The organism is Rhizobium sp. NZLR8 (genome assembly GCF_019685025.1).
GTDB lineage: Bacteria > Pseudomonadota > Alphaproteobacteria > Rhizobiales > Rhizobiaceae > Rhizobium.
This window is the reverse complement of record NZ_JABDVY010000006.1, coordinates 105,502-130,483: the sequence shown is the minus strand read 5'-3', so window position 1 is coordinate 130,483 and position 24,982 is coordinate 105,502. Positions and strand designations below refer to the sequence as shown.

The following is a 24,982-nucleotide window of genomic DNA, read 5'->3' as shown; positions in this document are numbered from 1 at the left end:
TCATGCCGATCCCGACCGCCCCCCTGTTGAAATTTATCCTTGCCAGCATGGCCGCCCTCGTTGCGGCCGGGCCGGATGTCGTCCTGGCGCAGGCCACCGACAGCGTCATCAGCCAGCCGGGCTCGGCGCCGGCTTCGACTTTCCGCACCGACCGGCCCTCCGGTCCGGTGGTGAGGCCTTCCGATGGTGTCGGCGTGTTCGACCGCATGGGTGCGAAGCTGCCTGACCTGCCGCCGGAGAAGGATTACAAGGGGCCGGTCGACGAGGCTTACGGCGCCTTCCAGCGCGGCTATTATCTGACGGCTATGGACAAGGCGCTGCCGCGCGCCCAGCTCGGCGATGCGGCGGCGCAGACGCTGATTGGCGAAATCCTCTCGCAGGGCCTCGGTGTCAAGAAGGACGTGAAGAATGCTGCCTTCTGGTACGGCAAGGCGGCCGAAGGCGGCGATGCGGCGGCAATGTTCAAGTATGCGCTGATCCTGATGGAAGGCGAAGGCGTGCCGCGCGACAAGGTCAAGGCCGACGACTACATGCGCAAGGCGGCCGAAGCCGGCAATCCTTCGGCGGAATTCAACTGGGCGCAGCTTCTCATCGCCGACAATCCCGGCGAGAAGGGGCTGAGGCTTGCGCTGCCGTTCTACGAGAAATCGGCCGAGCAGGGCATTGCCGATTCGCAATATGCCGTGGCGCAGATCTATTCGACGCTGAAGGACTTGCCGGAGGAAAAGAAACAGCTCGCCCGAGAGTGGATGGCACGTGCGGCGCGCGCCGGCTTTGACACGGCCCAGCTCGATCTCGGGATCTGGCTCGTCAACGGCGTCGGCGGACCGAAGGATTACGTCAAGGGCTTCGAATGGCTGAAACTTGCCGCCAATGGCGGCAACGTCGCCGCACAGAACAAGCTCGCCCACCTTTATATCAACGCCATCGGCACGGCGCCCGATCCGGTCGAGGCGGCGAAGTGGTACGTCCTGTCGCGCCGGGCTGGGCTCGCCGATCCGTCGCTTGAGGATTTCTATCTCGGCATCGAGGACGATCAGCAGAAAGCGGCGATCGAGGCGGCCAACAAGTTCCGGCGGCGATAGCAGGCGCACGTCCAACTGAAGCGCGTCGCGATCTTCAGATTCGCTTGTCGCGCTTTAGCTTATTGTTTTTACGGATGTCGTTATCCCAGAACCACCGGGCACTTTGTTTGAATTTGCTCTAGAAAAGCGCGTCGGCGAACAGATCCTCGTCGTTTTCGGCTTTGCCGATCTCGGCTGGAGCGGGGGTGCTGTCTTCGCTCGCCGGGATGATGTCGCGATGAATGTTTCGCTCCTGGGCCATCGTATAGTGCTTGAAGATTTTGCGATCGAGCGGCGCGATCACCTCAGCGAGGTCGGAGATATCGGCGATATCGGTGCCGGCAACGCCTTCGAGCAGATCGGCGCAGCGGGCAAGGACTTCGCCGAGATCATGCTGGAAATCGAGCTTGCCAATCAGCAGGCTGATTTTGGTGGCGACCTCGCGGCCGTTCTCGGCGAGTACCTTCAGCTCGTTTTCCATCGCGTTGGCCGCAGAGCGGATGTTGCCGACGGCCGACGTCAGGCTTTCTCCCAGGCCGCCAGGCTCGGCGTCCGTGGCGGGGGCGACCCGCCCGGCCGCGGCTTCGAGCGCCGGCAGGCCGTTGACGATGGCGTCGGCGGAATCATCGAGCTTGCCGGCAAAGATGCGTAGTTCGGCGGTGACAACGTTGATCGACTTGCCTTCCTCGCCGAGGCGGCTGCAGCGCAGGTTGGTATTCAAAGCCATATAGTGAATGTCGGTCTTGACGGCGCGGATGTTGCCGATCGCCTCGAAGAGCTTGGCGGCCGTGCCGATCGTCGACTGGCTCACCTGGTCGGCCTGGCGGCTTGCCGTATCGACCTGCTTGACGATTTCGTGGGCGGCCGAAACGCTGGATTCCAGCGCGCGCATGAAGTTGCCGCCGGCTTCGCCGCTCTCGCCGCTCATCTGATCGCGCAGCTTGAGGATCTCCCGCATATCGTGGTCGAAACTTGCTATCGTCTTGACGACGTTCTCCGAATCCCGCTGGAAATTTGCGCACATGTCGCTCATCTGCGCTGCGGTCAAATGGTGAATGATGTTCTGGAGGCGCTGGCGCGCGCCGGCGTCGAGGCTTGCGCCATCCTCGCCGGCAAAGAAATCGTCAAGCAGCGAAAAGGTGGCCTGCACATGCTCGATGCGCTGGCGGGTGATGTCGCCGATCTGCAGGGCCGATAGAGTCGAGGCGACTTTACTCTGGACGGCGCGTGCAATTGCGCCGACGTCGCGGGCGATGACGCCGAGATCTTTGCGGTGCCCGGCGATCTTGGCTGCATCATCGCGCAGGGCTCCGGCAACCGCCGGAACGGTATCGGCATATCCCTTGGAAACGCTGGCGCCGAAAGAGGCTGCGAGCTTCACCTCCTTGTCGAGGCTGTCGAGATGGGTGGCGAAGCGGTTGACCTCATCGGTGCCGGAATAAATGCGCTCCAGGATCTCCTGGGCGAAGCCGGCGAATTCGGCAAGGCCGGCACCGGTGATCTTCACGGTCACGGCGAAGGTTCTGAGATAACGCATCGTCTCCTGCATGTCGGAGACATGCTTGCGTAGCTCCCTGCCGGTATGCGCCAGCGAGACGAGCGCCTGCTGACGGTTTTCTTCGGTGACCGGCAGCGCTGTCAGGCTCTCCACGGTGGCGCTGAGATCGGCGCTGGTGTCGCTCGCTTCCTTGTTGTCGAGCGTCGTGGTGACGCTCTCGAGCGAATTCAGCAAGCGGTTGAGGACATCCATCACCGACAGCAGCACGGTGCCGCCTTCGAGGAAGCGTTCCTCGACCTGGCTGCGGGCGGATTCCAGGGTCTGGCTGATGTCCCGCCCTGACGTGTAGGTTGCAGCGTTCGATGTTACCAGGGCGTGTGCCACTTTTATACCTTTTCTTAGAACACAGGCGATTTGACTCTATTTTTACGGGCAGGATGGAAACGTCCGGTAAACGCGCCGGACTCGCCAGCGTTGTGATTAACGAAAGATGTGGATGGCGCTTCGGCACGAAGCGTCACGGCCGAGAGATCAATTCAACATGCTGTTTTTGCTTTATTTTTTTCTAAATTTTGAGAGAAAAATACAACTTTTCCCGGATGAGAATTGAGAGTCGCGCGGCGCGCTATACGGCGGTTTTCTACAACCGTTGTTTACCCTGCGTTAACGCTGCCATGAGAGTCCTTTTAGGGTCCTCAAGTATTTCCCTGGCCCAGGAGGCTGCATTGGATACTCCGAAACAATATTACGAATCTATAAATTTGCCGGGCGTGCTCAGCATTCGCAACGTGTCCGAACTACTCTCCAAGATTTTCAACGAATTTCATAGCCGCGATACAATCATCGTTAGCATTCCGGAAGGCGCTGAAGCAGATCTGAGCTTCGTTCAACTCATCGAATCCTCGCGGCGACAAGCAAAATCCCATGGAAAGACCTTCAGGCTTTCTTCCCCGGCTAGCGGCTCTGTCCTGAACGTACTTGAGCGCTCAGGTTTCATCGAATCCTTCGATCAAGAAGACGCAAATTTCTGGTTGCATAAAGAGGTGTCGTTATGAGTGCAAATATCCTGACTGTCGACGATTCCGCCAGCATTCGTCTGACGACCAAAGTCACGCTGACCAATGCCGGCTATAGCGTCACCGAGGCGGTCAATGGGGCCGAGGGCCTGGCGACGGCCAAGGGCAGCAGCTTCGATCTGATCGTCACCGATCTGAATATGCCTGTCATGGACGGGCTGACGATGATCGAGGAACTGCGCAAACTGCCGGCACAGGCCGGGGTTCCGATCATCTTCCTGACGACGGAATCGGACGCCGATCTCAAGGCGCGCGCCAAGGCTGCCGGCGCGACGGGCTGGCTGACCAAGCCGTTCGACCCGGAAAGTCTGGTGAAGATCGTGAAGAAGGTTCTCGGACGATGAGTACGCTCGATCCTGTCGCCGTCTTCCGCACAGAGGCCGCCGAATGCCTCGAAGCGATCGAGGCTGGTCTTCTCGACCTGACCCACCAGCTCGACAACAAGGATCTCGTCGACGCCGTCTTTCGCGGGCTGCACACGCTCAAGGGCTCCGGCGCGATGTTCGGCTTCGAGGCGCTCGCCGCCTTCACTCATCATTGCGAAACCGCCTTCGACCGCGTCCGCAAGGGCGAGGTCGCGGCGACCAGTGAACTCGTCGCCGCCGTTCTTGCCGCCCAGGACCATATGCGTGCCCTCGTCGACCAGCCGGACGCCGATCACGGCGATACCGGCAGCACGCTTCTGGCGCAGCTGCAGGCTGCCGTCGGCGGCAAGGAGACGCCGACTGCTGCAGCGCCGGCCGCTGCTGCTGTAGTCGCTGCCATCCGCGAGGCACCGGCGAAGAAGAAAAACAGCTGGCGCATCCACTTCAGCCTGCCCGCCAATTCGATGGCCAACGGCACCAACCCGCTCGGCCTGTTGGACGAGCTGCGCGATCTCGGCGAATGCACCGTGCGCGCCAACACCTCGGCCATTCCGCCGCTCGACGAGCTCACTCCGACGGAACTCCACATTTCCTGGGACGTGACGCTGACCAGTGAGCAGGACCGCTCGGCGATCGACGACGTCTTCATCTTCGTGCTCGACGATATGGAGCTCAGCGTCGAGGATATCGATGGCGCGGCAGCGGCAACCGCCGCCCCGGCCGCGGAAAAGGCAGCCGCACATGGCGCTGCAGCATCGGCGCCGGCCGTTCCTGCAGCACCCGTCCCGGAATTCCGTCCTGTCGAGGCGGTTTCGGCCAAGCGCGAGGCGCCCGCCGCCGTCAGCCAGGCGAAGGCGACCGAGAATGTCCGCGTTCCGGCCGAACGTCTCGACGAGTTGATGGATCGCGTCGGCGAGCTCGTCATCGCGCAATCGCGTCTCAGCCAGCTCGCCAGCGCCAGTAGCGATATCGCGCTGCGCTCCGTCTCGGAAGAAATCGAACGTCTCTCCGGTGAATTGCGCGACACGATGATGATGCTGCGCATGGTGCCCGTCGCCACCCTCTTCTCCCGTTTCCGCCGCCTCGTCCACGATCTCGCCCGCGAGACCGGCAAGGTGATCGAGCTGGTGACCGAGGGCGAGAGCACCGAGGTCGATAAAACGGTCATCGAACGTCTGGCCGATCCTTTGGTGCATCTTGTGCGCAACTCGATCGATCACGGCCTCGAAACGCCCGCCGATCGCCTTGCCGCCGGCAAGTCCGAAGCCGGCACGGTGACGCTTTTGGCCCGTCAGGCCGGCGGCGAAGTGATCATCTCGATTAAGGATGACGGTCGCGGCATCAATCGTGAAAGGGTTCGCGCCAAGGCGGAATCCTCCGGCCTCATCCAGCCCGGCCAACCGCTTTCCGACTCTGAGCTGTTGCAGCTGATCTTCGCTCCCGGCTTCTCGACGGCCGCGGCGATCACCAATCTGTCCGGCCGCGGGGTCGGCATGGACGTGGTCAAGAAGACGGTCGAAGCGCTTCGCGGCGCGATCGACATCGTCAGCGTGCCGGGGCAGGGTTCGGAAGTGTCGCTACGCATCCCGCTGACGCTCGCCATTATCGATGGCCTGTTGGTGCGCGTCGGTTCCGGCCGCTACGTCATCCCGCTCTCGGCGGTCGAGGAATGCCTCGAACTGTCGCTCGAGGAAGATCTCCGCTCGCGCGGCCGCAGCTTCATCTCGCTGCGGGACAGCCTGGTGCCGTTCTTGCGCCTGCGCGATCTCTTCCGCACTGGCACCAAGCCCGACGTACATCAAAAGGTCGTCGTCATCTCGACCGGCACGGAGCGTGTCGGCCTCGTCGTCGACCAGATCATCGGCGACCACCAGACGGTCATCAAGTCGATGTCGAAACTGCACAATAACGTCGCGACATTCTCGGGCGCCACCATTCTCGGCGACGGCAGCGTCGCCCTCATTCTCGACGTCGGGCACCTGGTTGCCGCGGGCCAGCAACAGGAGGCGCAATTGCGTGTAGCAGGATGAGCGCAACAGCAACGACAGCCGAACGATTTGACAATCACTGGAGCTATGCCGAGGAAGTCGAGGTTCTAACCTTCGATCTCAACGGCGAAACCTTCGCGCTGGAAGCGGTCATCGTCCAGGAGATCCTGGATCTGCTTCCCGAGACTGCGGTGCCAGGCAGCCAGCCCTTCGTTGCCAGCGTCATCAACTTTCGAGGCAAGGTCATTCCGCTCGCTGATCTGCGTCTCGCCTTCGGGATGGAAGCCGCAGAGGCGACGATCGACAGCCGCATCATCGTCATCGAGATCGATCTGCAAGGCGAGCACACGCTCGTCGGCCTCAGGACCGACAAGGTGAACGAGGTGACGACGCTTGCAAAGACCGCGAGCGAAGCGCCGCCGAGCATCGGCATGCGCTGGCGCGCCGACTATATCAACTGCCTGGTGAAGAGGGGCGGAGAATTCATCATTCTCCCGAATCTGCAGGCGATTTTTTCATCGAGGCGCAATGCGGCGGGAGCCGCCAGCTGATGTCGGCTGAGTTCAGGTTGGGGTTAAACCGATGCGATTGACCATCAAGACAAAACTGGTGACCGCGTTCACCTTCATCATCCTCATGCTGATGGGCACCGCTGCCTACGGCATCGTCAGCCTTGGATCGCTGAACGATACGATCGGCAATCTCATCGCCGGTCCGGCAGCCCGTCTCGACCTGGCGCAGCAAATCAACATCGCCCAGCTCGAGGCCATTCGTCAGCAGAAAAACTTGCTCACCGCCCGCACTGCCGACGAGACGGCCGGTGCGATCGCAAAGGGCAATCAGGCCCGCAAGGAATTCACCGATGCCTTCAGCCAGGTGCTGGCGCTGGCAACGGAAGAAGGCAAGGTTCGCTGGGCGCGCATCGCCGAACTTTCCAAGACATTCAATGCAGCCGACGACCAGATCCGCGACTATGTGAAGGCCGGTAACGCCGAAGGCGCAAATACCATCTCTGTCACGGCAGCCCGGGCCGCCGCCAACGATATCGACTCGACGCTCGGCGAAATCCTGGCACTCGAAAAGCAGCGCATGAAGGCTGCGGACGATAGCGCCGACGCGCAGTACGCGACCACACGCACGATGATGATGGCGGTGGCTGCCTTTGCCCTGTTGATTGCGGCCATTACCGCCTTCTGGATCGCCAGCACGATCAGCAAGGGCCTTAGCCGGGCCAATACCGTGGTTCGCGAAGTGTCGGAAGGCGATCTGACGAAGATGGCCGATATCACCAGCCGCGACGAAATCGGCGAGCTTCTCGGCAACGTCAACATTATGATCGAACGCCTGCGCGGCGTCGTTGCCGATGCCCTGTCGGCCGCCGACAACGTCTCTTCAGGCAGCCAGGAACTGTCTTCGAGCTCCGAGCAGGTGTCGCAGGGCGCCAGCGAACAGGCCGCTTCGGCCGAAGAGGCTTCCGCTTCGATGGAGCAGATGGCCGCCAACATCAAGCAGAACGCCGACAACGCCGCTCAGACCGAGAAGATTGCCCGTCAATCGGCCAAGGACGCGGAAGCCAGCGGCGAAGCCGTCTCCCGCGCCGTCGAAGCCATGCGCACGATCGCCCAGAAAATCGGCATCGTCCAGGAAATCGCCCGCCAGACCGACCTTCTCGCCCTTAATGCTGCTGTGGAAGCAGCACGCGCCGGCGAGCACGGCAAGGGGTTTGCGGTCGTCGCCTCCGAGGTGCGCAAGCTCGCCGAACGCAGCCAATCGGCCGCTGCCGAAATCAGCGCCATGTCGGGCAATACCGTGACGGCCGCTCAGGAAGCCGGCGACATGCTCGGCCGCCTGGTGCCCGACATCCGCAAGACGGCCGAGCTGGTTTCCGAGATCAGTGCCGCCTGCCGCGAACAGGATATCGGGGCTGCCCAGATCAACGAGGCGATTCAGCAGCTCGACAAGGTGACGCAGCAGAATGCCGGTGCCTCCGAGCAGATGTCGGCAACTTCCGAGGAACTAGCCTCGCAGGCCGAAGAGCTGCAGACGTCGATCGCCTTCTTCAAGGTCGATATGGTGGGCGGGCGCCGTGAGCGTGCGCCAGCTGCAAAAGCCGCGGTCCGCAGCCGGCCTCAGCCCGTACCGCGCAAGCCGGGCACCAAGTCACCCGCCAATACGGTCGCCGGTCAGCAGGCCCGCGTGAAGGGATTTGCCCTCGACATGTCGATGGGTGGTCCCGACACGGCCGATGACGAGTTCAGGGAGAGCGCATAGCTCCCTGGGGAAGCGCTATGCGCTCTCGTGCGAATTGTCGTGGGCCAGTCAGCTCGCCCGCGACACACGCTTCCGGCACGCGCATGCCGGCATGGAAGTCTGTCAACTTCCTTCCGTGGCATGTCTTCGCCTACCAGAATTTCTTTGCTGCATGATGCCGCGCCCCTTGGTCCATATTTATTGCCTCGCTCTCAGAGAGGAACATTGAGATGCGTATTACGATTAAACTTAAGCTCGCAGCCGCATTCGGCTTTGTCATACTGTTGCTGGTGGGCAGCGCGGTATATGGGATCATCAGTCTCAGTTCACTCAACGATGCCGTCGGCAACCTCATCTCGGGTCCCGCAAAGAACCTGGAACTGGCCCTGGAAGCAAAAGCCGCGGAGCTCAATGGCATTCGCTGGCAGAAGAATGCCCTTCTGGAAATGGATCCCGAGGTGGCCAGGAAGAATTATCAGAACTCGGCGAGGAGCATGGATGAAATGCTCGCCTTCGCGGCGAGCGGCCAACAGCTTGCAACTGCTGACGGCAAGCCCATGTGGGATAGGCTGATCGAACTGGCCAAGCGCTTCACCGAAGGCTCCCACCAGGTTGCCTCCATCCAGGAAAGTGGTGACAGAGCAGCGGCCAATGCCCTGTCGTCAGGAGAGGTTCGCGCCCTCGTCGCGGAACTGGAAGACGTCTTCGCGGCGCTCGTTACGCAGCAGCAGAAGGCGATGACGCAGGCCGATGACGACACCGAAAGCCTTTATGGCTCCACCAAGAACCTGCTGATCGGCATCGCTATCGCCGCTTCCGTCATCGCCTTTGCCGCCGCATTGTGGATCGCGCTCGGAATCAACAGCGGCCTGCGCAAGATCATGAACGTTGCCAACGCGGTCGCCATAGGCGACCTGAACCAGAAGGCCGAGATCAAGAGCAACGACGAGATCAAGGATCTCGTCAACACGATCAACGTCATGACGGGTAATCTTCGCAACACCGCAGAGATCGCCAACCAGATTTCGAACGGCGACCTGACGGTGTCGCCCAAACCGCTTTCCGACAAGGATATGCTCGGCATAGCGCTCGAGCAGATGGTCGAGCGCCTGCGCGGCGTGGTCTCCGATGCGGCCGCGGCCGCGGAAAATGTTTCGGCCGGCAGCCAGGAACTGTCTTCGAGCTCCGAGCAGGTTTCGCAGGGCGCGAGCGAACAGGCCGCTTCGGCCGAAGAGGCTTCCGCTTCGATGGAGGAGATGGCCGCCAACATCAAGCAGAACGCCGACAACGCGGCGCAGACCGAAAAGATCGCCCGCCAGTCGGCCAAGGATGCCGAGATGAGCGGCGAAGCGGTGACGCGTGCGGTCGACGCCATGCGCACCATCGCCCAGAAGATCGGCATCGTCCAGGAGATCGCCCGCCAGACCGATCTGCTGGCTCTGAATGCCGCCGTCGAAGCTGCCCGTGCCGGCGAACATGGCAAGGGTTTTGCGGTGGTCGCCTCGGAGGTGCGCAAGCTTGCCGAACGCAGCCAATCGGCGGCCGCCGAAATCAGCTCGATGTCGGGCGATACGGTCAAGGCCGCTCAGGAAGCCGGCGACATGCTCGGTCGGCTGGTCCCCGACATCCGCAAGACGGCCGAGCTGGTCTCCGAGATCAGTGCCGCCTGCCGCGAACAGGATATCGGCGCCTCGCAAATCAACGAAGCGATCCAGCAGCTCGACAAGGTCACGCAGCAGAATGCCGGCGCCTCAGAGCAGATGTCGGCAACCTCCGAGGAGCTCGCCTCCCAGGCCGAAGAACTGCAGGCGTCGATCGCCTTCTTCAAGGTCGATGCCGCTGGCAACCGTCCGTCCCGCATGCCGGCTGCCCGTATGACGGTCCGCAGCCCGGCTCCCGTCGCCGGCCGCAAGCCCAGCGCTAAGAAGTCGGCCGCCAACAGCATCTCTGGCCAGCAGGCGCGGCTGAAAGGTTTCGCTCTCGATCTCTCCATGGGCGGTCCCGATGATGGGGACGCCGAATTCAAGGAAAGCGCATGATCATGGCCACGACATCTCTGGAAGCGCAATTCGTGACCTTCAGCCTCGGCGAGGAGATCTTCGCCGTGCCGGTAGAGGTGGTACGGGAAATCCTCGACTATGCGGAAGCTTTCAAGATTCCGAATGGTCCCGACTATCTGCTCGGCCTGCGCGATGTGCGCGGGCAGGGCGTGCCGACGATCGATCTTCGATTGAAGCTCGGCATGGCCAAGACCGTGCCGACGCCGCACACACGGGTGCTCGTGCTCGACGTGCCAATGGAAAGCCGGCTGCTGACGCTCGGCCTTGTCGCCGACCGCGTCTTCGAGGTCACGCCGTTCCGGCGCGAGCAGATCGAGGCGGCCCCCGACATCGGCGTGCGCTGGCGCTCGGATTATATTGCCGGCGTCGTTCGCCGCGAAAACGGCTTCGTCGTCATCATCGATCTTGCCCGGTTGCTGTCGCGCGAGGACGCCTCGGCGCTGCAATCGGCCGCCTGACCGCGTTATCAACTTGGAGTACGGCGTTCTATGAGTATGGCAGCAGCGGTGGAAACCCAATTGCCGGGCGACCGGATCAGCAAGCGCAATTTCGACAAGCTTGCCCGGTTCATTTACGACTATAGCGGCATCAAGATGCCGCCGACCAAGCTGACGATGCTCGAAGGGCGGCTGAGGCGCCGCCTTCGTGCGACCAACCATTCGACCTTCGATGATTATTGCGACTTCCTGTTCGATCATGACGGCCTCGCCCAGGAAGCCGTCTACCTGATCGATGTGGTCACAACCAACAAGACCGACTTCTTCCGCGAAGCCAAGCATTTCAACTATCTGCAGACAGTGGCGTTGCCGGCGATCGCCAATAGCGGCGTGCGAACCATCCGCACCTGGAGTTCTGCCTGTTCGACGGGGGCGGAGCCCTATACGATGGCGATGGTGTTGGCCGAATTCGCCGAAAGCCGCAGCGACGTCTCCTACAACGTGCTTGCCACCGACCTTTCCACCGACGTGCTGCAGACGGCGCGCCGAGGCATTTATCCGGAGGATTTGATCGCGCCCGTGCCGCGCGACCTGCAGCGCAAATACGTGCTGACAGCCAAACAGCCGGGTCGGCGGGAGGTGCGCATCACGCCGAAACTGCGCAGCAGGGTGGGTTTTGCCCGCATGAACCTGATGGACGAGAAATACCCGATTGGCGAGGCGATGAACATTATCTTCTGCCGCAACGTGCTAATCTATTTCGACAAGCAGACCCAGGCCGGCGTGCTCAACCGCCTCTGCAACTGCCTGGCGAAGGGCGGCTACATGTTCATCGGTCATTCCGAATCGATCACCGGCTTCGACTTGCCGTTGAAGCAGGTCTCGAACACGGTGTTTCAGCGTATCTAGAGGCTTCATGGCTAAGAAAATCCGCGTACTGATTATCGACGATTCCGCCAGCATCCGCCAGACGCTGGCGCATGTGCTGGAGCAGGATCCCGATATCGAGATCATGGCGGTGGCATCCGACCCGTTCATGGCGGCGCGGAAGCTGCAGGAGGAGATCCCCGATGTCATCACGCTCGATGTGGAGATGCCGCGCATGGACGGCATCACTTTCCTGCGCAAACTGATGGCGCAGCGGCCGATCCCGGTCGTGATGTGCTCGTCGCTGACGGAAGCGGGCTCGGAAACCCTGATCCAGGCGCTGGAGGCCGGTGCCGTCGACGTCATTCTGAAATCGAAGATCGGGGCCGCCGACGGCCTCGCCGAAGATGCCATGCGTATTCGCGAAGTCGTCAAGAGCGCCTCGCATGCGCGGCTTTCCAACGCGCGGAGGGCCGCCGGAACCATCCGCTCGGCTGCCGCGGAGGGGCCGGCCAAGAAGCTGACGGCGGATGTGATGCTGCCGCCGCCGACGGGGCGGGCCATGGCGAAGACGACGGAGATGGTGGTCTGCGTCGGCGCTTCCACCGGCGGCACCGAAGCGCTGCGCGAGTTCCTGGAAGAACTGCCGGCAAATGCGCCTGGCATGGTAATCGTCCAGCATATGCCGGAGAAATTCACCGCGGCCTTCGCCAAACGGCTGAACGGTCTCTGCGAGGTCGAGGTCAAGGAAGCCGTCGATGGCGATCCGGTGCTGCGCGGCCATGTGCTGATCGCACCTGGTGACAAGCACATGCTGCTCGAACGCCAGGATGCGCGTTATTATGTGAGCGTGAAGACCGGGCCGCTGGTGTCGCGGCACCGGCCTTCCGTCGACGTGCTCTTCCGTTCGGCAGCGCGCTCGGCCGGTTCGAATGCCATGGGGATCATCATGACCGGTATGGGCGATGACGGTGCGCGCGGCATGCTGGAAATGCATCAGGCCGGCGCCTACACGGTGGCGCAGGACGAGGCGAGCTCCATTGTTTTCGGCATGCCGAAGGAGGCGATCGCCAAGGGCGGCGTCGACCGTATCCTGCCGCTCGATCAGATCGCTCGCGAAGTGCTGATGACGCAGCAGAAGTTCTGAGGTCCGTTTCGACCGAACGCGAAAAAGCCGGCGATATCGCCATGCCGCCGGCTTTTATGTGCTCCGTCCGGATCAGGCGAGATATCCTCCATCGATCGTCAGGCTAGCGCCAGTGACGAAGCCGGCTTCGGCGCTTGCGAGATAGGCGGCAAGACCGGCGATCTCGCGGTCTTCGCCCAGTCTGCCGAGCGCCATCAGCGGTTTGAGGCGCTCGTGATCATCCTCGTGGGGGTTCATATCGGTTGCGGTCGGGCCGGGCTGGATATTGTTGACGGTGATGCTGCGCGAGCCCAGATCGCGGGCAAGGCCGCGGGTCATCGAGGCGATCGCGCCCTTCGTCATGCTGTAGACCGAAGATGTCGGAAAGCCGCTGCGATCGGCGGTGACGCTGCCGATGGTGATGATGCGGCCGCCCTCCTTCATGTGCTTAGCCGCTGCCTGGATGCCGACGAAAGCGGCCCGGACATTGACGGCGAACATGCGGTCGAAATCCTCGAGCGAATATTGGTCGAGCGGGTTGAGGATGAGGATGCCGGCATTGCTGACGAAAATGTCGAGCCCGCCAAAATGCTCGGCTGTCAGTGCGACTGCGTCCTGCACGGCTTTCACATCGGCACTGTCGGCCCGGATCGACAGCGCCCTGCTGCCGGCAGCCTCCAGCTCGGCGACGATCGCCTTCGCCTTGTGCTCGGAACTCGAATAGGTGAAGGCGACGGCTGCGCCATCAGCGGCGAGCCTTCGGACGATGGCGGCACCGATGCCGCGTGCGCCGCCGGTAACGAGGGCGATCTTGGTTGAAAGAGATTGAGACATGCAGGTTTCCTTTGTTTTTAGATCGATCAGTCTAGAATTGATCATGGAAAAGTCACCTCGGTGGTGCCCTTTCGTCAGCGGAGGCTTCTGATTGCCATGCGTGCGATGCCGCGAAGTATATCGGGTGAGGCGCCGTTTCGGGCGCTGATTTTCATGCCCGACAGAGCAGAGCCGAGAAATTGAATGGCGTCGGCGATATCGATATCGGTTCCGAGTTCTCCGGCCCTTTGAGCCTCGTCGAGAAGGCTCTCGATCGCCGAGTGAAGCGCGTGGCCGGCGCTGTCGGTAAGAGCTGCAATCTTGGCATCGGTGCGGCCGAATTCGCAGATGGCGCTGACGCCGAGGCAGCCGCGCCGCGCCTCGGCGGCGGGGCGCGAGGCGAAGGCGACGAGCGCGCCTTCCAGTGCCTCGATTGGCCGGCCTTCGCGGTGAAGATCGGCCATGATCTTGCCGGTGCTTTCGGTATTGTAGCGTGTCAGCGCTTCCAGATAGAGACCGCGCTTGTCGCCGAATGTGTCGTACATGCTTTGCCGGCTGATCTTCATCGCCGTCAGCAGTTTCTCGGTTGAGGTGCCTTCATAGCCGTGCTCGGAAAATACGCCGATTGCGGCGTGAAGTGCGATGTTGCGATCGAATTCCTTGTGTCGTGCCATGTCAAAGCTTTTACCGTTATTGGACTGATCTGTCCAGAATAAAATTGATGGTTTCTGGCGCCGCAGGGCAGCCATGCGTGTGTCCCCTTGAAATTTCCCTGATTTTGTGGTCTTGAGGCCGCCAATCTTTGCAGCGCTGCCTGTCATGCATGTTCAGGGACACTTCCCGCCCCTGGCAGCGCGCACCCCGTATCAGTCCCAAGGAAATGCGCCAATGGCCCGTTCAGCTCTTCTCAATGTCATGGTTCAGGCTGCCCTCAAGGCAGGAAAATCGCTGGGACGTGATTTCGGCGAAGTGCAGAACCTGCAGGTTTCCGTGAAGGGACCGGGCGACTTTGTTTCCACCGCCGACCGCAAGGCCGAAAAGATCGTCAGAGAAGAGCTGCTCAAGGCGCGTCCGACCTATGGTTTCCTCGGTGAGGAAAGTGAGGAGATCAAGGGCACGGACGGGGCGCATCGCTGGATCGTCGACCCGCTCGACGGGACGACCAACTTCCTGCACGGCATCCCGGCCTTCGCTGTCTCGATTGCGCTCGAACGCAACGGCGAGATCGTTGCCGCCGTCGTCTTCAATCCGGCGACCGACGAGCTCTACACCGCCGAGCGCGGCGGCGGCGCCTTCCTCAACGACCGGCGCCTGCGCGTCGCCGCGCGCCGCGCGCTGTCGGATTGCGTCATCGGCTGCGGCGTGCCGGCGCTCGGCAAGCGCAATCACGGCAAGTTTCTGGTCGAGCTTCGCCACGTGATGGGCGAAGTGGCGGGCATCCGCCGCCTCGGTTCGCCGACGCTCGACCTCGCCTATGTCGCGGCGGGGCGTTTCGACGGTTTCTGGGAGGTGGAGCTTGCGCCCTGGGACGTGGCAGCCGGCATCCTGCTCATCCGCGAAGCCGGTGGGTTTGCCACCGATTGGGACGGTGGGACGGCCATTCTGGAGAGCGGAGCGATCGTCGCCGGCAACGAAGCTATCCACAAGGCGTTGATCGAAGTCGTCAAGCGACCAATTCCCGCCAGGTAGGCGAACGAAAATCTGGCTGTTGTAAAGTCACGGTTTTCGCCCCGGCATACTTCAATTCGGCACAATGTTGCTCTAGTCTCCGCCAGCAATGACTCCGGAGGCAGCGGACCCTATGGAAAATGTGAATGTGGCGGAGATCGGCTCCACCGAAAAGACGGCCGGCGGTTATGCCTACAGGCTTTCGAGCCCCATGCCGTTTCTCTGGACGATGCTGCTTTTCCTCGTCATCGTCGGCTTTATCGCCGCCATCCTTTTCCGCCAGACGCAGACCGCCTTCATGCACAATCCGGGCCTCAACGGCCTGATCGTCGGCGTTCTCGCGGTCGGAATCATTCTTGTTTTCAACCATGTACTGGCGCTTCGCCCCGAAGTGCGCTGGTTCAACTCGTTCCGCGCCGCCGGCAGCGCCGACAAGGTCAACCGCAATCCGCGGCTGCTTGCGCCGATGCGGGCGCTCATCGGCAGCCGCAAGTCTGCGCTGTCTACGACGACGCTGCGCTCGATCCTCGATTCGATCGCCACCCGCCTCGACGAATCGCGCGATGTCTCGCGCTACCTGATCGGCCTGCTTGTCTTCCTCGGCCTGCTCGGCACCTTCTGGGGCCTCATCGGCACGATCGGTTCGATCAGCATCGTCATTCAGTCGCTCGATGCCGGCTCGAACGGGACGGGGGACGTGCTCTCGGCGCTGAAGGAAGGGCTTTCCACGCCGCTTTCGGGCATGGGCCAGGCCTTCTCCTCCTCGCTGCTCGGCCTCTCCGGTTCTCTCATTCTCGGCTTCCTCGACCTGCAGGCCGGCCGCGCGCAGAATCGGTTCTACATGGAGCTGGAAAACTGGCTCTCATCGGTCACCGATGTCGGTTCCGATCTGGCACCCGCCCTCGAGGCCGTTTCCGGGGCTTCCTCGGAGGACATGCGTGAGCTCTCCGATTATCTGCGCAAGGTCTCCGAAGAGGGCGGCGCCGGCAGCCAGCGCTCCGTCGCTGCCATGGCGAGCCTTGCTGAAGGCATTCAGGGTCTCGTCAAGAACATGCGCAACGAGCAGCAGATGCTGCGCGACTGGATCGAGGCACAGCAGGACGAGGCGAAGGCGATGCGCCGCACGCTCGACCGACTGGCCGAACGCATTGGCGTGCAGGAGCGTGCGGGCGACCGGGGCGAGCGCATGCGCGACCGCGCCAGCCAGACAGAAAAGAGCGAGGGCAAGTAAGCCATGGCTCTTGCCCGCAACCGGCGCCGTGAACGCACGGTGGATTACTGGCCGGGCTTCGTCGACGCGCTGTCGACGCTGCTCATCTCAATCATGTTCCTGCTGACGGTGTTCGTCGTCGGACAGTTCATCCTCAGCCGCGAGATTACCGGACGCGATGAGGTGCTCAGTCGCCTCAACAGCCAGATCAACGAGCTGACGCAGCTTCTTGCGCTCGAAAAGGGCAGCAACCAGGACCTCCAGGATTCGGTCGCCAATCTGCAGGCCTCGCTTGCCAGTGCCGAGGGCGATCGTTCGCGGCTGCAAGCATTGCTGAGTGCCGGATCGGGTGGCCAAGATGCGGCGCAGAAGCGGATCGGCTCGATGACGCAGGAGCTCGACGAGCAGAAGCAGGTGAGCGAGCGGGCGCTCAGCCAGGTCGAACTGCTGAATCAGCAGATCGCCGCGCTTCGCAGCCAGATCGCCGCCGTCGAAGCCGCCCTTCAGGCGTCGGAGCAGAAAGACCGGGTGTCGCAGACCAAGATCGCTGATCTGGGCAGCCGCCTCAATGTTGCGCTCGCCGCGCGCGTCCAGGAGCTGAACCGCTACCGCTCCGACTTCTTCGGCCGTCTGCGCGAGATCCTTTCCGACCGCGAGAATATCCGCATCGTCGGCGATCGGTTCGTCTTCCAATCGGAAGTGCTGTTTCCCTCGGGCGGCGCCGATCTCAACCCGGAGGGGCAGGCCGAAATGGCAAAACTTGCCGCCGCCCTTCTCGACCTTGCCAAGGAAATTCCGCCGGAGATCAACTGGGTGCTGCGCGTCGACGGCCATACTGACAATGTGCCGCTTGGCGGAACCGGCCGCTATCGCGACAATTGGGAACTCTCTTCGGCTCGCGCGATTTCGGTTGTCAAGTTTCTGATCGCACAGGGTGTGCCGGCCGACCGGCTTGTTGCCGCCGGCTTCGGCGAGTTCCAGCCGATCGCGCCGGGCGAAACACCGGATGCACGCGCCACCAACCGCCGCATCGAGCTGAAGCTGACCGAAAAGTGATCAGCTTGGCATGGACTGCCGCGCCTCCTTCAGCCGGTCGGCGAGAAAATCGCGCACCGCGGGGCTGTCGCTGAGGCCGATCGCCGCCATGTAAGCGTCGGCTGCGGCGGCATCGTCGCCGGTCCGTGCCAGAAGAAAGGCTCGCACGGCCCAATAGGGCTGATATGCCGCAACGTCGCGCGGGTCGAGCTTGTCGAGCTGTTCCAGGCCGGCGGCGGCGTTCGAGGCTCTGCCGATCACCGCAGCCTGGCTGACGCGTGCGCCGAGCGTCGGTTTCATCATCACCAGTGCCGCGTAGAGTGTCGTCAGCGCCTGCCAGTCGGTCGTTCCCGAAAGCCGGCGCGCCGCATGCACGGATTGGATCGCCGCCTGGCACTGAAAGGGGCCGAAATGGTCGAAACCTCCGGCCTTGCGCAGCAGGGCATCCGCTTCGGCTATCATGATCGCGTTCCATGCAGCCGTATCTTGCTCGTCCAGCGGCACATATCGGCCATCGCTGTCGCGCCGGGCCTTGTGGCGGGCCTCGCACTGAAGCATCAGCGACAGGAGGCCGATCGCCTCCGGCTCGTCCGGCAGCACCGTCAGAAGCGCCCGGCCGAGCCAGATCGCTTCGCCGGCAAGCGAATGGTGTTCTTCTACGCCGTCGAGACCGTCCCATCCGAGGCCGTAGGCGGCGTAGATCGCCGAAAGCACGGCGGCGAGCCGCCCTGCTAGAGCCGGGCGAGGCGGGATGGCGAAGGGAATGCCGGCATCGCGGATCTTCACCTTGGCCCGCACCAGCCGCTGGCTCATCGTCTCCGGCGAAACGACGAAGGTCCGTGCGATGGTTCTCGCCTCGATGCCGAGAACGGTCTGCAGCATCAGCGCCGTATGCACGGAGCTGTCGATGGCGGGATGGGTGCAGGCGAAGAGCAGCTTCAGCCGCTCATCGGGAAAGACGGCGTGGCCAGCATCATTCATACGTTCCTCCGCCTCCTCGAAGGCGAGCGATATCGTCGTTTGCGCATTGGTCTCGACGGTACGGTGGCGGGCCGCCTGCATGAGGTTGCGGCGCGCGGCCACCAGCAGCCAGGCTTCCGGGTTGCCGGGAACGCCGCGCTCCGGCCAGACACGAAGGGCCGAAGCCAGCGCTTCCGACAATGCGTCTTCCGCCGCCGGCATGTCGCGCGAGCGGGCGGCGAGGAAGGCGATCAGCTTGCCGTAGGACTGTCGCGCTACCTTTTCGGCAGCGCGACCGGCATCGGACGGCATTACCGCCTCACATCTGCAGGCGCGGGCGCACCTCGACCGACCCCTTGTCGGAGATCGGCACGCGGGTCGCCCATTCGAGTGCGGTGTCGATGTCGGGAACGTCGATCAGATAGAAGCCGCCGAGTTGTTCCTTGCCTTCCGGATAGGGTCCGTCTTGAACATCGTGTTCCTGACCTTTGCGACGCACGATCGTGCCGGTCTCCGGGCCTGTCAGCCCGGCGCCTCCGGTCATGATCCCAGCCTGGGCGAGCGCCTTGCTGTAGGCGACCCAGCCGTCGCGATAGGCGGGATCGCTGCGACTGGCGAAATCCTCGGCGGCTTCGCGAATGATAAGAGCATATTGCATGAAAAACTCCTGATCTCGTTGTGGCGTTGATCCGGGCATCGCGATATCGGGAACATCCCGACAGCCGTGACTCCCGGAGGAGCGGTTCAGCCGTTCCGAGACAATGAGGCGCGGCCAACGGCCATTTCGACATGGTTTTCAAGAAATCTGCAAAAAAGAGAAGTGGCGCGGAGATCACAAGCAAATAGGCCGGGCTCGAGGCGCCAGCGCTGCTTATCGGCCGCGCGGAGAGGCAGGGCGGCGTTTCACGCCGCCGCTGCCATCCTGTTCAGGCTTCGGCCTTCGTCTGGTCGATGACGTCGGCACCTGGCGTGTTCTTCTTGATCGATTCGATAGCACTCATGGCGGACGCCTTCGCCTTGTAGCCTTCGGACGAGAACATGGCTTCCCCGTTCGATGCCTTGAAGCGGAAGCGGAACTCGCCGGCCTTATCCTTATAAACTTCGAATTTATACATGGATGTCTCCCGAAACGCTGAATTGCAACCATCAGCGTCAGGGAGGCTAGATCAAAATGGCGAGCTTTTCCACTGCCTTAATTAGAATTGGCTGCTCAGCGTCCAATTGCCACGATTTCCATCGGACGCAAGCGAAAGCGTCTGCGCCGCCGCCGTCACTCCATCTGGATGTTCGCGCCCTTGACCACCGGTCCCCATTTGGCGAGCTCGGCCTTCACATGGGCGCCGAGTTGCTCCGGCGTCGAGCCGACGATGGTGGCGCTGAATTCCTTCATCCTTTCGGCAACGGCGGGGTCTTTAAGCGCCTTATTGGCCGAGGCGTTGAGGCGCATCACGACCTCGCTCGGCGTCTTAGCCGGCGCGAAAAGCGCATTCCAGGTATAGGTCTCGTAACCTGCTATGCCTGACTCGGCGATCGTCGGCACGTCGGGAAAGGAGGGCGCGCGCTCGGCCGTGGTCACTGCCAGCGCCCGCAAAGTGCCGGCCTTGATGTGGCTCGACGAAGAGGGCAGTTGTCGAACATAATCGGCACCTGATTGCCGATGACGTCGTTCAATGCCGGTCCGGCGCCCTTATAGGGAATGTGCTGCATGCTGACGCCAGCCATGGCTTTGAAGAGCTCGCCGGAAAGATGCAGCGGCGTGCCGTTGCCCGACGAGGCATAGCTGTATTTGTCGGGCTCGGCCTTCAGCAGCGCGACCAGTCCCTGCACGGTCTTTGCCGGCAATTCCGGATTGACGACCAGCACGTTCGGCACGACGACAAGCAGTGAGACCGGCGCGAAATCCTTCTCGGGATCATAGGGGGTCGACTTGAGGATCAGCGGATTGAGCGCGTGGGTCGCGACGGTGCCCATCAGAATGGTGTAGCCGTCAGGTTCAGCACGGGCGACGTTATCCGCGCCGAGATTGCCGCCGGCGCCAGCGACGTTTTGGACGATCACCTGCTGGCCGAGATCCTCCGACATCTTCTGCGCGACGATGCGGGCAACGACATCGGTCGAGCCGCCGGCCGCGAAGGGCACGACCATGGTGATCGCACGATCGGGAAAATCCGCGGCAGCGGCTGATGTGCCGGCGGCAAGGGCCGCAAGCACGCCGAAACCGAGCGCAAGGCCCGCACGTCGCGTCATATCGAAAGGCGCCATTCCTATCTCCTCCCAAGAATTTCGATAGCGATATTCCCCACCCCGGGGAATGTAGAGCTTAGGGCAGGAGGCACGAAAGACAACCGCAGGGAGGTGCGGGGGAGCCAGACTTTATGGGTATTCGGCGACACGTTTCCCGCTCGCGCATCGTCGGACGCTCAGCCGAGAGCATCCCAGTCCGGGGCAAACGGTGGCCGAACGAAGCGTTGATCCTTCAGCAGCGCCGCGACGGCTGCGCGATCCTCGTCGTCGAATCCGAGCTTGCGCAGCCCCACCGATGCTTCTCCGGCGAGGCTGGCCGCTGTCAGTCGGCCGCCTCGGGGCGGCTCTGGCCGACCAGTTCCGCGATGACGCTTGCGAGTGTCACGGTGCCCTTGACCGCCGACTTGCCCTGGTCTTGGAAGGCGATCCAGCCCTCGTTGAAGCCGTCGAGCATGCGGATACGGGACTGCGGGTTCCGAGCGCCCTGAGCGCGGAAGATCTGCTCCCAGCTGTCGCGCGCCAGAATCTCGACCCCGACGGGATGTCCGAGGGCTCTCGTGAAGGCGAAAGCGATGTCTTGCGGCGATACGCGGGCCGGCCCTTCCAATTCGACGACCCGCGTCCCGCTCCAGTTCTCGCGCAAGAGTGCGGCCGCCGTGCGCCCGACATCTTGCGTCGCGACCATCGGAAAGGTTTTGTCGGCCGGCTGCAGGAAGCTGCGCAGGACGCCTTCGTCACGCGCGGCTGGGATGTCCCACAGGGCATTCTCCATGAACCAACTGGGCCGCAGGAAGGTAATCGGCAAACCGAGTTCGCCGAGAGCCTGCTCCAGCAGCGTGCGCTGGGTCAAAAGGTTCTCATGCGGCGCGTCCGCCCCAATGGCCGACAGGCAGACGATCTTGGCGGGACGCGCCTCGGTCAGAGCGGCCACCAGCGCCTCGACCACGCTCCGCGCTTCGGGAAAGCAGGGTTTGGGATCGAATTCCGATGGCGGCAGGATGAAGACGCCCTCGGCACCGCGGAAGGCGGCGGCGAGACTCACCGCATCGTCCATCTCGGCGAGTGCGACCTCGCAGTTCATCGCCGACCATTCGGCCGCCTTGGCCCGGTCACGCAGGACGGCGCGGACGGGCAGCGTGTCGGCAAGCAGGGCGCTAGCGAGGGCGCCGCCGACCTTGCCGGTGATTCCGGTGATTGCGTACATGTCGGTTCTCCTGAAGTTGGGGCTCGCGCGGTGATCAGGCGAGCCCGGCGCGGGGATCGCAGGAAAGCCGGCTGGTAGCCGCTTGCCCACGATGGCGTTGTGGTCCCGCTTTTGTACGCCGCATCATGGAGTGATTCACGCGCATTAATATCAATGTTATAGTGATTAAAAATCACCATCATATCGGGAAGCGTCCTTCCGACATCGACGCTGGCAAGGAGGGATAGAATGGCTTTCGACACGCGGCTTCTAACCGGCGTCGGCGTCCTTGCGGCTGTCACGGAGGCTGGAAATTTCGCGCGGGCGGCCGAGATGCTCGGCCTCACGCCGTCGGGGGTGAGCCGGGCGGTGGCGCGTCTGGAGGCGCGGGTCGGCGTCCGCCTCTTCGACCGCAACCCGCGCGAGGTCAGCCTCACCGAGGAAGGACGGCGCTTCCACGCGCAGGTGATGCCGCTCCTTGCCGGTCTCGACGAGGCGGCGGCAGAGGCGGCGGGCGCTGCGGCGGTCGTGCGTGGCCGACTGCGCGTATCCGTTGACCCCTGGTTCGCCCGAATGGTCCTCGCGGCGACGCTCCAGCAGTTTCTGGTGCGTTATCCGCTTCTGTCGGTCGATTTGTTCACCAGCAACTACCGGGAGGAGATGATGGCGGGCGTCGATGTGGCGGTGCGCTTCGGGCCACCGGATGGGTCATCGCTCATCTTGCGCAAGCTCCTCGAAACACCGATCCTGACGGTTGCCGCGCCGGCTTATCTCAAACGCCATGGCCAACCGCGGTCGCCCTATGATCTCGCCCACCACGAGGCGCTCCGCTTCCGCGATCCACAGACGGGATTGCCGTTTCCGTGGGAGTTCCACCGAGGCGGCGAGCTCGTCGAGGTCAAGATGTCCAGCCGGCTGGTGTTGGATGATCCTTCCGTCGCGGTGTCCGCCTGTATGGCGGGCCAGGGGGTGTTCCAGAGCCTCGCCGTGGGTCTTGCACCCTTCCTGGCACGTGGTGAACTGGTGCGGATCCTTCCGGACTGGTCGGAGGAGCTTTATCCGCTCTATGCTTATCAGCCCTCGCGCCATCTCCCTCCGGCAAAGGTCAGAGCGTTTCTGGACTTCATCCAAGAGATTGCGGCCGGATTGTGAGGCGCTAGTCGTTCATGCGCCCGGAAAACGCGAGTGGCTATTTCGTGGCAGCGAGCACATCCTCGTTGGCGGCGTCGAATTGCAGCCGCGCCAGCCGCGCATAGATGCCGCCATGGCGGATCAGGCTCTGGTGGGTGCCCTCCTCGACGATGCGGCCCTGATCCATGACGAGGATGCGGTCGGCCTTCAATACGGTTGCTAAGCGATGGGCGATGACGAGCGTCGTGCGGCCGTCCACCAGGCCGTCGAGTGCCTTTTGCACCAGCGTCTCGCTTTCGGCGTCTAGCGCGGAGGTCGCCTCGTCGAGCAGCAGCACCGGCGCGTTCTTCAGGATGGCGCGAGCGATGGCGATGCGCTGGCGCTGGCCGCCGGAGAGGGTAATGCCACGTTCGCCGACCTCGGTCTGGTAACCCTGATCCAGCCGCGTGATGAATTCATCGGCCTGGGCCGCAAGGGCTGCTGCGCGGATCTCGTCATGCGAGGCTCCGGGACGGCCGAAGGCGATGTTATCATGGATCGAGGCGGCAAAGATGGTGACATCCTGGGGTACGATGGCAATGCGCTGGCGCAGCTCGTCCGGCGTCGTAAGCTGAGCGTCGACATCGTCGATTTTCACGCTGCCCAGCTGCGGATCGTAGAAGCGCAGCAGCAGCGAGAAGACAGTGCTCTTGCCGGCGCCGGAAGGGCCGACGATGGCGACCGTCTCGCCCGGCGTGATGGCGAAGCTCAACCCATGCAGCGCCGATTTGCCGGGGCGCGAGGGATAGGCAAAGTGCACATCGGCAAATTCGACGCGGCCACAGCCGGGCGAAGGAAGAGCCTGAGGGCTGGCGGGGGCGGCGATCGGCGAGACTTCGTCGAGAAGCTCGGTCAGCCGGTCGGCAGCACCGGCTGCCTGCGAGAGTTCGCCCCAAACCTCCGACAGCGCGCCCAGCGAACCGGCGGAGATGACGGCATAGAGCAGGAACTGGCCGAGCGTGCCGGCCGAAAGCGTCCCGGCGAGCACGCTGTGGGCGCCGACCCAGAGCACGGCGACGACGCTGCCGAAGATCAGCGTGATGGCGATCCCGGTCAGCAACGCGCGCGAGCGGATGGCGGCGCGGGCAGCCTCGTAGGCGGATTCGACGGCGGTGCCGTAGCGCGTCGCTGCGGCATCTTCGCCGTTGAAGGCCTGGACAGTGCGGGTCGCGGCGATCGTCTCGTTGGCGAAGGCGGAGGCACCGGCAAGCGTATCCTGGGCAGCGCGTGAGCGCTTGCGCACCGAGCGGCCGAAGGCGACGAGCGGGAAGACGATCAGCGGGATCGCTCCGATGACAAGGCTGGAAAGCTTCGGCGAAGTGACGATCATCATGCCCATCGCGCCGAGACAAAGGATGAGATTTCTGAGCGCCACCGAGGCTGTGGCGCCGACGGCGGATTTGATCTGCGTCGTATCGGCGGTCAGGCGCGAAACGATTTCGCCGGACTGGTTGACGTCGAAGAAAGAGGGCGACAGCCTCGTCACATGGGAAAAGACATCGCGGCGAAGATCGGCGACAATGCGCTCGCCGATGGTGATGACGAAATAATAGCGCAACGCGCTTGCGACCGCGAGCACGACAGCCATGATCATCAGCATGGCGAAGTAGCTGTTGATGAACCGACCGTCGGACTGGGTGAAGCCATGGTCGATCATGCGACGCACGGCGAGCGGCAGCGCCAGCGAGGTGATGGCGGCAAGCGCCAAGGACATCAACGCGCCAGCCACCAGGCCGCGATACCGTATGACGTAGGGCGTCAGCCTGCCGAGCGGCCGTAGCGACCGCCTCTTGTTTTCCTCAGCCCGTGCCTGCTCTGCCAACTCGTCTCCGATCGCCCGCAGGACCCGCTCAATGCGGCCTGCTGGCTCTTGTTATCTAGGCGTCCTTCATGTATAGGCACCGCATCCTAATGGGAAGCCGTAGCCATCATGACTGCGGCTTCATTTATTCAATCGGTTCTTTGGCC

The 24,982-nt window shown here is 62.8% G+C and carries 22 protein-coding genes and 1 pseudogene; 14 read left to right on the top strand and 9 right to left on the bottom strand.

The window, feature by feature from the left end:
* Positions 1 to 2: 2 nt before the first annotated feature.
* Positions 3 to 1,085 carry a tetratricopeptide repeat protein gene (locus HJB89_RS15710; RefSeq protein ID WP_207581727.1) on the top strand — a complete coding sequence of 361 codons (1,083 nt, stop codon included), beginning with the start codon at positions 3 to 5 and terminating at the stop codon, positions 1,083 to 1,085.
* A 118-nt stretch (positions 1,086 to 1,203) separates the two neighbouring features.
* On the opposite strand, the gene HJB89_RS15705 is transcribed toward HJB89_RS15710, so the two are convergent.
* A complete protein-coding gene (locus HJB89_RS15705; RefSeq protein WP_221116409.1) occupies positions 1,204 to 2,946 on the bottom strand; it encodes a chemotaxis protein in 1,743 nt (580 codons plus the stop codon).
* A 341-nt stretch (positions 2,947 to 3,287) separates the two neighbouring features.
* Between HJB89_RS15705 and HJB89_RS15700 the strand changes: the two genes are divergently transcribed.
* From HJB89_RS15700 to HJB89_RS15660, 9 genes are all read left to right on the top strand, one after another.
* Positions 3,288 to 3,617 carry an STAS domain-containing protein gene (locus tag HJB89_RS15700; protein WP_221131812.1) on the top strand — a complete coding sequence of 110 codons (330 nt, stop codon included), beginning with the start codon at positions 3,288 to 3,290 and terminating at the stop codon, positions 3,615 to 3,617.
* A complete protein-coding gene (locus HJB89_RS15695) occupies positions 3,614 to 3,982 on the top strand; it encodes a response regulator (protein ID WP_003552634.1) in 369 nt (122 codons plus the stop codon). The genes HJB89_RS15700 and HJB89_RS15695 overlap by 4 nt, the downstream gene beginning before the upstream one ends.
* Positions 3,979 to 6,033, top strand: coding sequence for a chemotaxis protein CheA (locus HJB89_RS15690; protein WP_221150171.1), 2,055 nt, complete (start codon positions 3,979 to 3,981; stop codon positions 6,031 to 6,033). Before HJB89_RS15695 ends, HJB89_RS15690 begins: the two co-directional genes overlap by 4 nt.
* Positions 6,030 to 6,542, top strand: coding sequence for a chemotaxis protein CheW (locus HJB89_RS15685; protein WP_207581723.1), 513 nt, complete (start codon positions 6,030 to 6,032; stop codon positions 6,540 to 6,542). Before HJB89_RS15690 ends, HJB89_RS15685 begins: the two co-directional genes overlap by 4 nt.
* A gap of 31 nt (positions 6,543 to 6,573) precedes the next feature.
* Positions 6,574 to 8,262, top strand: a complete 1,689-nt coding sequence (locus HJB89_RS15680; protein ID WP_221150170.1) for a methyl-accepting chemotaxis protein — start codon at positions 6,574 to 6,576, stop codon at positions 8,260 to 8,262.
* 209 nt (positions 8,263 to 8,471) lie between these two features.
* Positions 8,472 to 10,280, top strand: coding sequence for a methyl-accepting chemotaxis protein (locus HJB89_RS15675; RefSeq protein WP_221141901.1), 1,809 nt, complete (start codon positions 8,472 to 8,474; stop codon positions 10,278 to 10,280).
* On the top strand, positions 10,277 to 10,759 hold the full coding sequence (locus HJB89_RS15670; protein ID WP_207581720.1) for a chemotaxis protein CheW: 483 nt from the start codon (positions 10,277 to 10,279) through the stop codon (positions 10,757 to 10,759). The genes HJB89_RS15675 and HJB89_RS15670 overlap by 4 nt, the downstream gene beginning before the upstream one ends.
* 30 nt (positions 10,760 to 10,789) lie before the next feature.
* Entirely contained in the window at positions 10,790 to 11,647 is an 858-nt protein-coding gene (locus HJB89_RS15665; protein ID WP_207581719.1) for a protein-glutamate O-methyltransferase CheR, read from the top strand.
* A gap of 7 nt (positions 11,648 to 11,654) precedes the next feature.
* Positions 11,655 to 12,752, top strand: coding sequence for a chemotaxis response regulator protein-glutamate methylesterase (locus HJB89_RS15660; protein WP_221150169.1), 1,098 nt, complete (start codon positions 11,655 to 11,657; stop codon positions 12,750 to 12,752).
* Positions 12,753 to 12,824: 72 nt separating this feature from the next.
* Here HJB89_RS15660 and HJB89_RS15655 read toward each other — a convergent pair whose 3' ends face one another.
* Together HJB89_RS15655 and HJB89_RS15650 are read right to left on the bottom strand one after the other, a co-directional pair.
* Positions 12,825 to 13,565: a 3-oxoacyl-ACP reductase family protein gene (locus tag HJB89_RS15655; protein ID WP_221150168.1), complete on the bottom strand. Its 741-nt coding sequence runs from the start codon at positions 13,563 to 13,565 to the stop codon at positions 12,825 to 12,827.
* A 74-nt stretch (positions 13,566 to 13,639) separates the two neighbouring features.
* Complete coding sequence (locus HJB89_RS15650) at positions 13,640 to 14,218, bottom strand: TetR/AcrR family transcriptional regulator (protein WP_207581716.1); 579 nt, start codon at positions 14,216 to 14,218, stop codon at positions 13,640 to 13,642.
* Between the two features lie 214 nt (positions 14,219 to 14,432).
* Here HJB89_RS15650 and HJB89_RS15645 point away from each other — a divergent pair, with 214 nt between their 5' ends.
* The 3 genes from HJB89_RS15645 (at position 14,433) to HJB89_RS15635 (ending at position 17,478) form a co-directional block, all read left to right on the top strand.
* On the top strand, positions 14,433 to 15,233 hold the full coding sequence (locus HJB89_RS15645) for an inositol monophosphatase family protein (RefSeq protein WP_221150166.1): 801 nt from the start codon (positions 14,433 to 14,435) through the stop codon (positions 15,231 to 15,233).
* Positions 15,234 to 15,345: 112 nt separating this feature from the next.
* Complete coding sequence (locus tag HJB89_RS15640) at positions 15,346 to 16,443, top strand: flagellar motor protein MotA (RefSeq protein ID WP_207581714.1); 1,098 nt, start codon at positions 15,346 to 15,348, stop codon at positions 16,441 to 16,443.
* A 3-nt stretch (positions 16,444 to 16,446) separates the two neighbouring features.
* Positions 16,447 to 17,478: a peptidoglycan -binding protein gene (locus HJB89_RS15635; protein ID WP_207581713.1), complete on the top strand. Its 1,032-nt coding sequence runs from the start codon at positions 16,447 to 16,449 to the stop codon at positions 17,476 to 17,478.
* On the opposite strand, the gene HJB89_RS15630 is transcribed toward HJB89_RS15635, so the two are convergent.
* From HJB89_RS15630 to HJB89_RS15605, 5 genes and pseudogenes are all read right to left on the bottom strand, one after another.
* Complete coding sequence (locus HJB89_RS15630; protein ID WP_207581712.1) at positions 17,479 to 18,729, bottom strand: RNA polymerase sigma factor; 1,251 nt, start codon at positions 18,727 to 18,729, stop codon at positions 17,479 to 17,481.
* Between the two features lie 7 nt (positions 18,730 to 18,736).
* A complete protein-coding gene (locus HJB89_RS15625; protein ID WP_207581711.1) occupies positions 18,737 to 19,075 on the bottom strand; it encodes a YciI family protein in 339 nt (112 codons plus the stop codon).
* Positions 19,076 to 19,343: 268 nt separating this feature from the next.
* Positions 19,344 to 19,532, bottom strand: a complete 189-nt coding sequence (locus HJB89_RS15620) for a YegP family protein (RefSeq protein WP_007631484.1) — start codon at positions 19,530 to 19,532, stop codon at positions 19,344 to 19,346.
* Between the two features lie 155 nt (positions 19,533 to 19,687).
* A pseudogene (locus HJB89_RS15615) lies at positions 19,688 to 20,679 on the bottom strand (Bug family tripartite tricarboxylate transporter substrate binding protein).
* Positions 20,680 to 20,983: 304 nt separating this feature from the next.
* Positions 20,984 to 21,865 (bottom strand): NmrA family NAD(P)-binding protein, encoded by an 882-nt coding sequence (locus HJB89_RS15605; RefSeq protein WP_207581709.1) that lies wholly within the window; start codon positions 21,863 to 21,865, stop codon positions 20,984 to 20,986.
* Between the two features lie 228 nt (positions 21,866 to 22,093).
* On the opposite strand from HJB89_RS15605, the gene HJB89_RS15600 reads away from it, so the two are divergent.
* Positions 22,094 to 22,996, top strand: coding sequence for a LysR family transcriptional regulator (locus HJB89_RS15600; protein ID WP_221150165.1), 903 nt, complete (start codon positions 22,094 to 22,096; stop codon positions 22,994 to 22,996).
* A 37-nt stretch (positions 22,997 to 23,033) separates the two neighbouring features.
* Here the strand turns inward: HJB89_RS15600 and HJB89_RS15595 are convergent, their stop codons facing one another.
* Entirely contained in the window at positions 23,034 to 24,836 is a 1,803-nt protein-coding gene (locus tag HJB89_RS15595) for an ABC transporter transmembrane domain-containing protein (protein ID WP_207581707.1), read from the bottom strand.
* Positions 24,837 to 24,982 lie beyond the last annotated feature (146 nt).

Coding starts and splice junctions, on each gene's coding strand:
- HJB89_RS15710 (WP_207581727.1), top strand. CDS start 3: ATGCCGATCCCGACCGCCCCCCTGTTGAAATTTATCCTTGCCAGCATG.
- HJB89_RS15695 (WP_003552634.1), top strand. CDS start 3,614: ATGAGTGCAAATATCCTGACTGTCGACGATTCCGCCAGCATTCGTCTG.
- HJB89_RS15690 (WP_221150171.1), top strand. CDS start 3,979: ATGAGTACGCTCGATCCTGTCGCCGTCTTCCGCACAGAGGCCGCCGAA.
- HJB89_RS15685 (WP_207581723.1), top strand. CDS start 6,030: ATGAGCGCAACAGCAACGACAGCCGAACGATTTGACAATCACTGGAGC.
- HJB89_RS15680 (WP_221150170.1), top strand. CDS start 6,574: ATGCGATTGACCATCAAGACAAAACTGGTGACCGCGTTCACCTTCATC.
- HJB89_RS15675 (WP_221141901.1), top strand. CDS start 8,472: ATGCGTATTACGATTAAACTTAAGCTCGCAGCCGCATTCGGCTTTGTC.
- HJB89_RS15670 (WP_207581720.1), top strand. CDS start 10,277: ATGATCATGGCCACGACATCTCTGGAAGCGCAATTCGTGACCTTCAGC.
- HJB89_RS15665 (WP_207581719.1), top strand. CDS start 10,790: ATGAGTATGGCAGCAGCGGTGGAAACCCAATTGCCGGGCGACCGGATC.
- HJB89_RS15660 (WP_221150169.1), top strand. CDS start 11,655: ATGGCTAAGAAAATCCGCGTACTGATTATCGACGATTCCGCCAGCATC.
- HJB89_RS15655 (WP_221150168.1), bottom strand. CDS start 13,565: ATGTCTCAATCTCTTTCAACCAAGATCGCCCTCGTTACCGGCGGCGCA.
- HJB89_RS15650 (WP_207581716.1), bottom strand. CDS start 14,218: ATGGCACGACACAAGGAATTCGATCGCAACATCGCACTTCACGCCGCA.
- HJB89_RS15645 (WP_221150166.1), top strand. CDS start 14,433: ATGGCCCGTTCAGCTCTTCTCAATGTCATGGTTCAGGCTGCCCTCAAG.
- HJB89_RS15640 (WP_207581714.1), top strand. CDS start 15,346: ATGGAAAATGTGAATGTGGCGGAGATCGGCTCCACCGAAAAGACGGCC.
- HJB89_RS15635 (WP_207581713.1), top strand. CDS start 16,447: ATGGCTCTTGCCCGCAACCGGCGCCGTGAACGCACGGTGGATTACTGG.
- HJB89_RS15630 (WP_207581712.1), bottom strand. CDS start 18,729: ATGCCGTCCGATGCCGGTCGCGCTGCCGAAAAGGTAGCGCGACAGTCC.
- HJB89_RS15625 (WP_207581711.1), bottom strand. CDS start 19,075: ATGCAATATGCTCTTATCATTCGCGAAGCCGCCGAGGATTTCGCCAGT.
- HJB89_RS15620 (WP_007631484.1), bottom strand. CDS start 19,532: ATGTATAAATTCGAAGTTTATAAGGATAAGGCCGGCGAGTTCCGCTTC.
- HJB89_RS15605 (WP_207581709.1), bottom strand. CDS start 21,865: ATGTACGCAATCACCGGAATCACCGGCAAGGTCGGCGGCGCCCTCGCT.
- HJB89_RS15600 (WP_221150165.1), top strand. CDS start 22,094: ATGGCTTTCGACACGCGGCTTCTAACCGGCGTCGGCGTCCTTGCGGCT.